General features: G+C 74.4%; 9 protein-coding genes. All 9 read left to right on the top strand.

The annotated features are described in order from the left end of the window. Positions 1 to 1,337 (top strand): cellulase family glycosylhydrolase (locus G9H71_RS19035; RefSeq protein WP_166284369.1); only part of this gene is annotated, 1,337 nt, incomplete at its 5' end. Positions 1,338 to 1,520: 183 nt separating this feature from the next. Then, complete coding sequence (locus G9H71_RS19030) at positions 1,521 to 3,293, top strand: copper resistance CopC/CopD family protein (protein WP_166284368.1); 1,773 nt, start codon at positions 1,521 to 1,523, stop codon at positions 3,291 to 3,293. 49 nt (positions 3,294 to 3,342) lie between these two features. Then, a complete protein-coding gene (locus tag G9H71_RS19025) occupies positions 3,343 to 4,062 on the top strand; it encodes a YcnI family copper-binding membrane protein (RefSeq protein WP_166284367.1) in 720 nt (239 codons plus the stop codon). A gap of 53 nt (positions 4,063 to 4,115) precedes the next feature. After that, positions 4,116 to 4,586: a cupredoxin domain-containing protein gene (locus G9H71_RS19020; protein ID WP_166284366.1), complete on the top strand. Its 471-nt coding sequence runs from the start codon at positions 4,116 to 4,118 to the stop codon at positions 4,584 to 4,586. 45 nt (positions 4,587 to 4,631) lie between these two features. Beyond that, positions 4,632 to 5,378, top strand: coding sequence for a YcnI family protein (locus tag G9H71_RS19015; RefSeq protein ID WP_166284365.1), 747 nt, complete (start codon positions 4,632 to 4,634; stop codon positions 5,376 to 5,378). Beyond that, a complete protein-coding gene (locus G9H71_RS19010) occupies positions 5,375 to 6,076 on the top strand; it encodes a copper resistance CopC family protein (protein WP_166284364.1) in 702 nt (233 codons plus the stop codon). Before G9H71_RS19015 ends, G9H71_RS19010 begins: the two co-directional genes overlap by 4 nt. 224 nt (positions 6,077 to 6,300) lie before the next feature. Next, positions 6,301 to 7,194 (top strand): lysyl oxidase family protein, encoded by an 894-nt coding sequence (locus G9H71_RS25290; protein WP_166284363.1) that lies wholly within the window; start codon positions 6,301 to 6,303, stop codon positions 7,192 to 7,194. A gap of 103 nt (positions 7,195 to 7,297) precedes the next feature. Further along, the gene (locus tag G9H71_RS19000; RefSeq protein WP_166284362.1) at positions 7,298 to 8,467 is read left to right on the top strand and encodes an LLM class flavin-dependent oxidoreductase; all 1,170 of its coding nucleotides are present in this window, start codon (positions 7,298 to 7,300) and stop codon (positions 8,465 to 8,467) included. A 404-nt stretch (positions 8,468 to 8,871) separates the two neighbouring features. Next, positions 8,872 to 10,953, top strand: coding sequence for a M14 family zinc carboxypeptidase (locus G9H71_RS18995; protein WP_166284361.1), 2,082 nt, complete (start codon positions 8,872 to 8,874; stop codon positions 10,951 to 10,953). Positions 10,954 to 10,994 lie beyond the last annotated feature (41 nt).

Here is a 10,994-nt window from a genome sequence, read left to right as displayed (position 1 = left end):
TCAAGAAGCCGGCGGTCAAGAAGCCTGCGGTCAAGAAGCCGACGTGCCTCGCCCCGCTGCCGGTCGTGAGCGACAAGCCGCAGCCCGGCCCGATCAGCAAGCCGGTCGACGCGCCTCTGGTGCCGACCGTCGCCCCGCTCGGCCGCACCCTGCCCGAGTTCTTCGGCCTGCACGTGACCGGCGCCGCGAACGCGACGTCCTGGCCGGCGGCGACCGCCAGCTCCTTCGGCAGCATCCGGCTCTGGGACACCGGCACGACGTGGGCGGACCTCGAGCCCGAACCCGGCCAGTGGGCCTGGGCGAAGCTCGACGCCGTCGTCGCTGCGGCCGAGGCGCACGGCCTCAAGCCGCTGCTGGTCCTCGGGCAGACCCCGACCTGGGCCTCCTCGGACCCCTCGGCCCCCGGTGTCATCGCCCCCGGCTCGAGCATGCCCCCCGCGGACATGAGCCGCTGGAGCAGCTACGTCAGCGCCGTCGCCTCGCGCTACAAGGGCCGCATCGAGGCCTACGAGATCTGGAACGAGCCGAACTTCGTCGGTGACTACTTCCACGGCAGCGAGGCCGAGCTCGCGAAGCTGACCGGCCTGGCCTACAAGGCCGTGAAGTCGGCCGACCCGCGGGCCCTGGTGCTGAGCCCCGGCTTCGCGACGCGCACGAAGGGCCAGGTCGGCTGGATCTACCGCTACTTCGACGCGCCCGGCGCCCGCGACATCGACGTCGTCTCGCTGCACCTCTACCCGTTCGCGGACCAGGACCCCGAGGACGCCGTGGGCAACCTCGAGACCCTCGCGACGGTCCTGCGCAACCGCGGCGTGAGCAAGCCGGTCTGGAACACCGAGGTCAACTACGGCGTGGTCGGCGGCATCAACGACGCGGTCACGATCCCGGAGCCGCTCGCCAGCGCGTACGTCGCCCGCACCCTGCTGCTCGACCGGGCCGCCGGCGTGGACCGCGTGTTCTGGTACTCGTGGGGCGAGGCGCGCATCCTCGGGATCAGCCTGGGCGAGAACGCCCAGGGCCCGACGGCCCCCGCCCGGGCCTGGTCCCGCGTGTCGGGCTGGCTGGCCGACTCGGTCCTCGTGGGCTGCACCGACACCCAGGGCGTGTACGCCTGCTCGCTGCGCCCGAACGGCGGCGGCTGGGCGCAGGTCGTCTGGCGACGGGACGGCTCGAGCGGCCTCGCGGCGCCCGCGGGCACGACCGGCGTCGTCGGCCTCGACGGCAGTGTCGTCTCCCGTGCGCAGGGCGACCGCATCGCGGTCGGGACCACCCCGGTGCTGGTCGTCGGCGGCGGCGCCGACGCGGCCCGCCTGTCGGTCGCCTCGGCCCGCGGCTGACCGACCAAGGAAGGCCTGACGCAGGCCCGCCCTCCGCGGGGCGGGCCTGCCTCCTGCGACGACGAAGGCCCGCTCCCTCGGGGGCGGGCCTTCGTGCTGCCCGGCGGGTGCGGACGGCCGGCGCCCGGACGAGAATCGGGGGCCGTGCGGGAACTTTCGTCCGGCTGCGCCGGACTACCGGTCATGGGACGGAGATCGGCGGGCAGCGGCGTGGCGGCACACCGCCGCCGCGCGGCCCGGCGCGGCCCGGCCCGCCGGGGGGCCGCCACGGCCCTGCTGGCCCTGGTGCTCGGCCTGCTTGGCCTCGCCGGCCTCGTCGGGAGCGCCGGGCCGGCTTCGGCCCACGCCCGGCTGGAGAGCTCGGCCCCCGCCGCCGGGGAGGGGCTCGCCTCGGCCCCGACCGAGGTCGTCGCGGACTTCTCCGAGCCGGTGAGCCTCGCCCCCGGCGGGCTGCGGGTGATCGACGGCGAGGGCCGGTCGGTGACCGCGGGCGAGCCGCAGGTGGACCCGGCGGACGCGACCCGCATCCGGGTGCCGCTCGCCGGCGGTCTGCCGGACGGGACCTACCTCGTGTCCTACCGCATCGTGTCGGCCGACTCGCATCCGATCACCGACGGCTGGTCCTTCACGGTCGGCGCCGTCCGTGCGGGGGCCGCCCCCGTCGCCGGGGAGGAGGGCACGAGCACTCCGTACGCCGCGCAGGCGGCCGTGGTGCGCGGCCTGGCCTACGCGGGCCTGGTCGCCGGGCTGGGCGTCGCCACCTTCATCCTCTGGTGCTGGCCGGCGGGCCGCTCGCGGGCCGCCGAGCGCGTCGTCACGGCGGGGTTCGCCGTGGTGATCGCCGCGGCCCTCGCGCAGCTCGTCGTCCAGGGCCTGGCCGTCTCCGGGCTCCCGGCGGGCGAGCTGTTCACGCGCGACGTCCTGCGCGCCGGTGCCGAAGGCTCGGTCGGGCAGGCGATCGCGCTCCGGCTCGGCTCGGCCGCCGTGCTCGTCGCCGTCCTGCCGTGGGCGCTGCGCTCCTCCACCCGGCGGCTCGGCGCGCCCGCGGGCGCTGCGTGCGCGGCCGCGACGGCCGCCCTCCTCGTGAGCTTCGGCATGACCGGGCACCCGCGCGCCGAGCACCCGCTCGTGCTCGCCCTCGCCTCCGACGCCCTGCACATGCTGGCCATGTCGGTGTGGCTCGGCGGCCTGGGCACCCTGCTCGTCGTCGCCCTGCGGCCTCCGCGGGTGGAGGGCGCGACGCCGGCGGAGGCGGTCCGCCGGTTCTCCTCCGTCGCGCTCGCCTGCGTCGCCGTGCTCGCCCTGACCGGTGCCTGGCAGGGCTGGCTGCAGGTGCGGAGCGTCGACGCGCTGCGCGACACGACGTACGGGCAGCTGCTCCTCGTCAAGGTGGCCGTTGTCGCCGCGATCGTCCTGGTCGCGGCCGGCTCGCGGGCGCTGGTGCGCCGCCGGATGCCCGCCCGGCCCGCTGCCGTGGCCCTCGCCGGCCCCGGCACCGTCGCCGACCCGCGCGGGCCGCTGCAGGCGTTGCGCCGCGCGGTCGGCCTCGAGGTCGCCGGCGCGGCGGTGGTCCTGGTGCTCACGGCCGCACTCGTCGGCATGACACCGGCGCGTGCCGCCTACGCGCCCGTCACGGAGCAGACCGTCGACCTCGGCGGTGGACGGTCCGCCCAGCTCCGGCTCGAGCCCGCTCGCCCCGGCCCCGCCGAGCTGTCCATCACGGTGCTCGGCAAGGACGGCAGGCCCCTGCCCGCCGAGCACGTCCACGGCGACCTGACGCTGACGGCCAAGGACCTCGGCCCGCTCGCCGTCCGGCTGCGGGGCACCGGGGACGACAGCCGGTGGGCGAGCAGCGGGCTCCAGCTGCCGGCGGCCGGGGAGTGGGAGTTCGACTTCACCGTCGGCTTCGGTGACTACGACGAGATCACCGCCGAGGCCCGGCTGGACGTCGAATGACGTGATTCCCGCCGTGCCGCCCGTACCCCGCTCCGGAAAGGTCCTTCCCGTGCTCCGCTCGTCCCGCCGCGCCCTCGCCGTCACCGGTGTCGGCCTCGTCCTGCTCGTCGCCACGGCCGGCCCGGCCGCCGCGCACGTCACCGTGAACCCGCGCGAGGCGACGCAGGGGTCCTACGCCGCGCTCACCTTCCGCGTCCCGACCGAGAGCGACAGCGCCTCGACCACCAAGGTGGCCGTGCAGTTCCCGATCGACACGCCCTTCGCCTCCGTCAGCGTCAAGCCGCACCCGGGCTGGACCTACGAGGTCACCAAGGAGACGCTGGACACCCCGATCGAGGCGCACGGGCAGCAGATCACCGAGGCCGTCTCGCAGATCACCTGGACCGCGACGGGCGACGCGGCGATCAAGCCCGGCGAGTTCGACGAGTTCGACGTCAGCGCCGGCCCGATGCCCGACGTCGACCAGATCGTGTTCAAGGCCGTGCAGAGCTACAGCGACGGCGAGGAGGTGGCCTGGGTGCAGGAGGCGGCGCCGGGGTCCACCGAGGAGCCCGAGCTGCCCGCCCCGGTCCTCGCGCTGCAGCCCGCGGCGGCCGCGGACGGCGACACGGCCACCGCGGACCCGGCGGCGGCTCCCGCCGCCGCCGACGCCTCGGACACAGCCAGCGACTCGGACGTGCAGCGGGCGACGTGGATCGGCGTGGCCGGGCTCGTCGTCGGGCTCGCGGCCGGCGTCCTCGGGGCCCTCGCGCTTCGCCGGCGCGCCTGAGCCGGCGCGTCCCCGCCCGAACCCCGTCCCGCACCCCATCCCGGAGCACCCCTGTGCCTGCACGCCCCCGACTCCTGGCCCGCCGCACGCTCGCGGGCGCCGCGGCCGTGGCCCTCGCCGTCACTGCGCTCGCCGGCTGCGGGTCCGACGACGAGGACAGGGCCGCGCCGGCTCCCGCGTCCTCGTCCCAGTCCTCGCCCCTGCCCGCGTCTCCCTCGACGGGCGGCGGCGAGCCCGGCGCGCCGGCCAGCGCCGAGCCCGCGAAGGTCGTGACCGTCAGCGTGCAGGACGGCAAGGTCGTGCCCGCGCCGACGACCGTCACGGTGAAGTCGGGAGATGTCGTGCGCATCGACGCCACCAGCGACCAGGTCGACACCGTGCACGTGCACGGCATCGACGTCGAGCTCCCGCTCGACCCCGGCGTCCCCGGGGAGCTGACCTTCGTGGCCGAGCCCTCCGGCTCCTACGAGGTGGAGACGCACGAGAGCGACCTGCTCCTGTTCAAGCTCGACGTCACGGACTGATCCACTACAGCAATTCCTGTTGCCAACTTCGTGGAAGGACCATTGATGTCCCGTCGTTCCCTCGTCGCGGCCACCGCCACGGCGCTCACCGCCGGCGCCCTCGCCCTGGTCAACGCGTCACCCGCGTCGGCGCACTTCTCCGCCCAGCTCTACGGCGCGAGCCCCGTCGCGGGCAAGTCGGTCACGGTCTGGCTGCGCGCGGGCCATGGCTGCTCGGGCGCCCCGACGACGTCGGTCTCCGTCCGCATCCCGGCCAACGTCCCCTCCGCGCGCCCGCAGGGCAAGGCCGGCTGGGCGCTCGACATCGCCAAGGACGCCAGCGGCAAGGTCACGACGGTCACGTGGTCCGGCGGCAGCCTCCCGGACGCGGCGTTCGAGGACTTCGGCCTGTCGGTCCGACTGCCGGAGAAGGTCGGCGAGGTCGTCGCTTTCGACACGGTCCAGAAGTGCGGCGCCACCGAGGTCGCATGGGTGGGCACCGACCCCGAGGCCGAGCACCCCGCTCCCGCCCTCACCACGGTCGCGTCGTCGACCCGCTCCACGGCCGACTTCAGCGCGATCAAGAACGCGAAGGGCAGCCTGCGCATCGACGCCGATGCCTCGGCGGTCCACGCCGGCAAGGTCGCCACGCTTCGCCTCGAGGAGTCCGGCACCGTGGTGGCCCGCATCCGCCTCGACAAGGCCGGTGACATCGGCTGGACCGCGACCGGCTCCACCGCGGCCAAGGTGAAGCGCAACGAGGTCCTCGAGCTCGTGGTCGGCGGCCAGGTCCTCGCCACCGACAAGGCATGACGGGCTCGCCGCCGGGCCGGGCCCGGGCCGGCCGCCTGCACCGCGCCGCGCTGGCCGGCACCGCGCTTCTGACCGCCGCGGCCACCGCCCTGCTCCCCGCGTCCCCGGCGTGGGCGCACGCGGAGCTGAAGGCAACCACCCCCGTGGCCGACAGCGTCGTGGCGAAGGCGCCCACGAGCGTGCGCGTGACCTTCAGCGAGAAGGTCAGCGGAGGTGGCACCGCTCTGCGCGTGTTGGACGCCAAGGGTGCGGTGCGGTCACGGCCGGCGACGTTCGCCGGCTCGTCGGTGCAGGCCGGCACGCCGGGGCTGCCGAAGGGGCGCTACGCGCTCGTCTGGTCGGTGCTGAGCTCGGACGGCCACCGCATCACCAGCGCCCGCGCCTTCTCGGTCGGGCTCGCCACCCCGTCCGCGGCGGCGAAGACGCTGACGATGAAGGACGCGAAGAACCGCTCGCGCCCGGTCCGGCTCAGCGGGGACCGCGTGGGGGTCCGCACGCTCGGCCTGCCGGTCAACGCGCTGGACGGGACCGTCAGCCTGAGCCACCCCAGAATCCCCACGGCGCTGGTGTGGCAGGCGAAGGGCACGAGCGCCCGCGGCATGCTCCCGTTCCCAGGCACCTACGCGGTGACGATCCGGGTGCGCGTGTCGCAGTTCGACGAGGTGGTCCTGGTCGGCTCCCTGACCGCCAGGGCGTGAGCCGCGCGCCGCCGTGCAGCTCCCCTCCCGCTGCCCGGCGGCGCGGCCACGGTCAGACCCTCTTCAGCTCCTGCAGGCGCAGGACCGTGGCCCCGTTGCGCGCCGCCGCGACGGGCGCGAGCCCGCTCCAGAACGCGGCGGTTCGGCTGCCGCAGCGTCACAGCCGGGTCACGCGTCGCGCGGCTCGGGGGGCGAAAGGGCCATCGATGGGCAAAGGTGGTGCGGTGAACACACGGAGCCGGCTCTTCGGCATCTGCGCAGGCGCGGCGGCGGTCGCGGGGGTCGCGACCGCCGGCGTGCTGGTCTCCGCCTCCGGGTCCAGTGAGCTGCGACCGGTCAGCGCACGCACGGCGTCCGCCGCGGCGAGCCCCTCGCCGACCCCGTCGCCCAGCGTCCCTGCCGCCGCGGGCCCGCGGCCGCTGCTGCCGAACATGCGCAGCCTGCCCGCCGAGGACGTCTACGTGCGGCGCTCCGGAGACCAGCGGCTGCTGCGCTTCAGCGCCGCGCTGGCCAACGTCGGCGACGGCCCGATGGAGGTCCGCCCCGGCTCCCGCGGCTCGTGCCGAGCCGGCCAGATCTTCGCCAGCCAGGTGGTCTACCAGGACGTCGACCGCAACTTCCGGTTCACGCGCGGGATCGACGTGAACCGCGTGCGCGCCGGGGGCGGCTGCATGCTCGACCACCCGACGCACGACCACTGGCACCTCGACGCGATGGCGAGGTACGCGCTGGTGGACCCCGCGACCGGCAGGACCGTCGTGGCGGCTGACAAGGTGAGCTTCTGCCTGCGCGACAACCGGCGGGTCGCGGGCGCGACGGGGCGCCCCGAGGCTCGCCACTACGGCACCTGCGGGCGCACGCGCGAGCAGGGCGTCGCCGTGGGGTGGGCCGACGTCTACGGCCACTACCTGCCGGGGCAGGCGCTCCGCCTGCCCGCACGGCTGCGCGACGGCGGCTACTGCCTGCTGCTCGAGGCGGACCCCGACGACCTCCTGCTCGAGACCGACGAGGACGACAACGCCGCCGTCCTCGCGATCCGCATCGTCGACGGCGATCGCGTGGGCAAGGGGTCCCCGGCGTTGTGCCGCAGCGTCCTGTCCACGATGCGGACAGGGTGAGCGGCCGGGATTGACGGTCGGGAGCGAGCCGCCGAGGGTCGACGGGCAAGGGCGGCCGGGGGAGACCCCCGCGTCCGCCGTCCCGCGGGAACGAGGAACGACGTTGTCCCTGACCTTCCACTGGTTCCTTCCCACGTACGGCGACAGCCGGCACATCGTCGGCGGCGGGCACGGCCTGCCGCCGGGGACGGCGGGCGGGGTACGCCCCGCGACCCGGGCCTACCTCGGGCAGATCGCGCGCAGCGCCGAGCAGCTCGGCTTCGTGGGGGCGCTGACGCCGACCGGCGGGTGGTGCGACGACGCCTGGCTCGCCACCGCGATGCTCGTCGAGAGCACCGAGCGGCTGAAGTTCCTCGTCGCCTTCCGGCCGGGCCTCACCTCCCCAACGCTGGCCGCGCAGATGGCCGCGACGTTCCAGAACTCCTCCGAGGGACGGTTGTTGCTCAACGTCGTCGTCGGCGGCGAGGCGCACGAGCAGCGGGCCTACGGCGACTTCCTGTCCAAGGACCAGCGCTACGCCCGCGCCGACGAGTTCCTGCAGATCGTGCGCCGGCTCTGGCGGGGCGAGACGGTCGACTTCGACGGCGCCCACCAGCGCGTCGAGGGGGCGCGCATCCCGCGGGTGCCCGACCCCGTCCCCCCGCTCTACTTCGGCGGCTCCTCCGCCGCGGCCGGCCCGGTGGCCGTGGCGCACTCCGACGTCTACCTCACGTGGGGTGAGCCCCCGGCGCAGGTCGCCCAGAAGCTCGACTGGATCCGCGCGCTCGGCGCAGCGGCCGGCCGGACGCCGCGCTTCGGCATCCGGCTGCACGTCATCACCCGCGACACGTCCGAGGCGGCCTGGGCGGAGGCGCAGCGGCTGCTCGACGGCCTCGACCCGGCGACGATCGCGGGCGTGCAGGCGGGGCTGGCCCGCAGCGAGTCCGAGGGGCAGAAGCGCATGCTCGCGCTGCACGGCGGGTCGAAGGACTCCCTCGAGATCTACCCGAACCTCTGGGCGGGGGTGGGCCTCGTACGCGGTGGTGCGGGCACCGCGCTCGTCGGCAGCCACATCGAGGTCGCCGACCGCATCGCCGAGTACGCCGCTCTCGGCATCGACGAGTTCGTGCTGTCGGGGGTCCCGCACTTGGAGGAGGCCTACTGGTTCGGCGAGGGCGTGCTGCCGATCCTCGCGGCGCGCGGGCTCTGGACGTCCCCGCTGCAGCAGCGGCCGGCGGAGTCGACGGGCATCCCTTTCGCGGCGCCGCCTGCGCCGGTGCCGGCGGGCAGCTGAGCGGCGAGCCGGACGATGATGCAGGCAGCACAGAACCATGAAAGTGGTTGCCTGCATTCAGCTTCGTCAGAAGACGGTTGGGAGTCGCCCGGGCAGCGGCTCCTTTGTCTCATCATGCGGACACCGCGTTTTGACGTCGTTGCGGCGTGAACCTATGGTCTCCTGCATGACGACCCCCGCCGGCACCCCGCGCCACCTGCGCCGCGTTGCCCTCCCGGCGTGTTGTTTTCGCCGCGACGCGTCCTGCTGACGACGTCCCGCTGCGGGGCTGACCCCGCCCACACCTTTCTCCACGCCAGGCGGCCGTCCGAGTCGCGCGGCGTCGGCTCTGCCTTGACCGCCGCCGGGCGTGACCCGGCCGGCGGATCCCCGCTCTCGCACATCTGCTGAGGAGTTCGTTTCCCATGCGTAAGAGAGGAACGGCGGCGCTGACCGCGCTCGCCGCCCTGACCGCCCTTTCCTTCACGTCCGGCCCGGCGAGCGCCGCCTCCTCGCCGCGGGCCGCCGGCACCACTCCGCTGCTGATCTCGGTCGACGCGTCCGGCCACGACCCGGCGGCGCTGGGGACCGAGCTGCTGGCCGCCGGCTTCGACGTCGTCAGCCGCTCGGGCAGCAACCCGGTGGTGCTCGGCGACGGCTCGACCTCCGCCGCCCTCGCCGCCAAGGGTCTGCGCACGGCGAGCAGCCGGCCGATCGGCGTACCCGTCACGTCCGCCGCGGCCAAGAGCACCGTGAAGCGCGCGGCGACGTCGGCGGCAGCCACGTACCCGCTGCCCGGCAAGCTCGCCGCCAAGGAGTACGAGACCTTCTTCGGTGGCTACCGCACCGTGGACGCGCACGAGCAGTTCCTCGCCGACGTGGCCAAGGCCTACCCCGCGCTCACCCAGCGGGTCGTCTGGGGCAAGTCCTGGAAGAAGCTGCAGGACCCGGCGCAGGGCCACGACCTGCTCGCGTTGCGCATCACCGCAGGTGCCGACAAGGACGGCGACTGGACGTCGCACGCGAACCGCAAGCCGCGGTTCGTGCTCAACACCCAGACGCACGCGCGTGAGATCGTCGCGAGCGAGATCGCCTGGCGTTTCATCACCCAGCTCGTCGACGGCTACGGCGTCGACGCCGAGATCACCGCGCTGCTCGACAGCACCGAGGTCTGGGTCATCCCGCAGGCGAACCCTGATGGCGTGGACCTCATCGAGCCTGCGCTCGAGGCCGCCCCGCGCAACGCGGCGGGCGACGCGGTGCCGACGAGCACGAGCCGGGCCTGGCAGCGCAAGAACGTCAACAACAGCAACTACACGCCGCCGACGAACCCGAACGCCAGCTACAGCAGCAACCAGCCGGGGATCGACCTCAACCGCAACTACCCCACGGCGTGGGGCGGCGCGTCGACGTCCTCGAGCCCGTCGTCCCTCACCTACAAGGGCACCGCGCCGGCCTCGGAGCCCGAGGTCTACTTCCACACGGCGCTGCTGACCGAGCTCTTCGGCGCGCAGGAGGTCGGTGAGACGACGCCGGCGCCTACGGCACGGCAGGGCACCTACGTCACGCTGCACTCGTACGCGGACTACGTGATCTACCCGTACGCGTACTCACGCACCGCGAACGTGCCCAACCTCGAGGCGCTCAAGGCGCTCGGCTTCCGCCTCAGCAAGTACAACGGCTTCCTGTCGGGCAAGGCCGGCGAGATCCTCTACGACAACGCGGGGAACGACATCGACTGGGTCTACTCGGCCCTTGGTGTGCCGGCCTACACGTTCGAGATCGGCACGGCTCAGACGGGCGGGTTCTTCCCGGCCTACAGCCGGCAGGACCTGTTCTGGTCCCGCAACGCGCCGGCGCTCCTCTACGCCGCCAAGGCCGCGAGCGCGCCGTACGTGACACCGCAGGGGCCCACCCTCAGCGGCCCGACCATCGACTGGGACCACGACGCCCCGGGCCAGGCGACGCTCACGGCGACGGCGAGCGACGACACGTTCGGCGTCAACACCGGCAGCACGACGTTCCCGGTCGCCTCGCCGGTCGCGAATGACGTCGTCGCCGCCGAGGTGTTCGTCGGGGGCAAGCCCGGGCAGGGCGGCACCGGCTACCCGCTGGCGCTGGTCAGCAGCGGCAAGACCGTGCAGCTGCGCGGGAGCGTCCCCGGCGCCGCGGCCGCCTTCGACCGCCAGCTGGTCTACGTCCGGGCCAAGAACTCCGCCGGCTACTGGGGCCCGCTGACGGCCACCTGGCTCGCGCCGCTGACCGTCGACGTCGACGTGCTGATCGATGAGCTGGCGGCCGAGGGCGCCTACTCGACGTCGAGCGCGGACAACCTGCACCACTGGTGGAGCAACGTCACGGAGCGGATCAAGCTCGGCCAGGCGGCCAAGGCGCGCGGGTACCTCGACAAGTTCGTCGAGAAGGTGGAGCAGCGCGTCCGCACCGACGCGGAGGCGCGCGCGCAGCTGATCGGGGACGCGGGCTTCCTGTACGCGCAGCTGAGCTGACCGAGGAGGGGCCGGGGCCCGGGGGGAAGAAGCCCGGGGCG

This window comes from Motilibacter deserti (genome assembly GCF_011250635.1).
Taxonomy (GTDB): domain Bacteria; phylum Actinomycetota; class Actinomycetes; order Motilibacterales; family Motilibacteraceae; genus Motilibacter_A; species Motilibacter_A deserti.
The sequence above is the reverse complement of the archived record's forward strand: the minus strand, read 5'-3'. Positions and strand labels throughout refer to the sequence as shown.

Bases quoted from the DNA above. Each gene is read 5' to 3' on its own strand.
- G9H71_RS19010 (WP_166284364.1), top strand. From the start codon at position 5,375: ATGACGGGCTCGCCGCCGGGCCGGGCCCGGGCCGGCCGCCTGCACCGC.
- G9H71_RS19015 (WP_166284365.1), top strand. From the start codon at position 4,632: ATGTCCCGTCGTTCCCTCGTCGCGGCCACCGCCACGGCGCTCACCGCC.
- G9H71_RS18995 (WP_166284361.1), top strand. From the start codon at position 8,872: ATGCGTAAGAGAGGAACGGCGGCGCTGACCGCGCTCGCCGCCCTGACC.
- G9H71_RS19030 (WP_166284368.1), top strand. From the start codon at position 1,521: ATGGGACGGAGATCGGCGGGCAGCGGCGTGGCGGCACACCGCCGCCGC.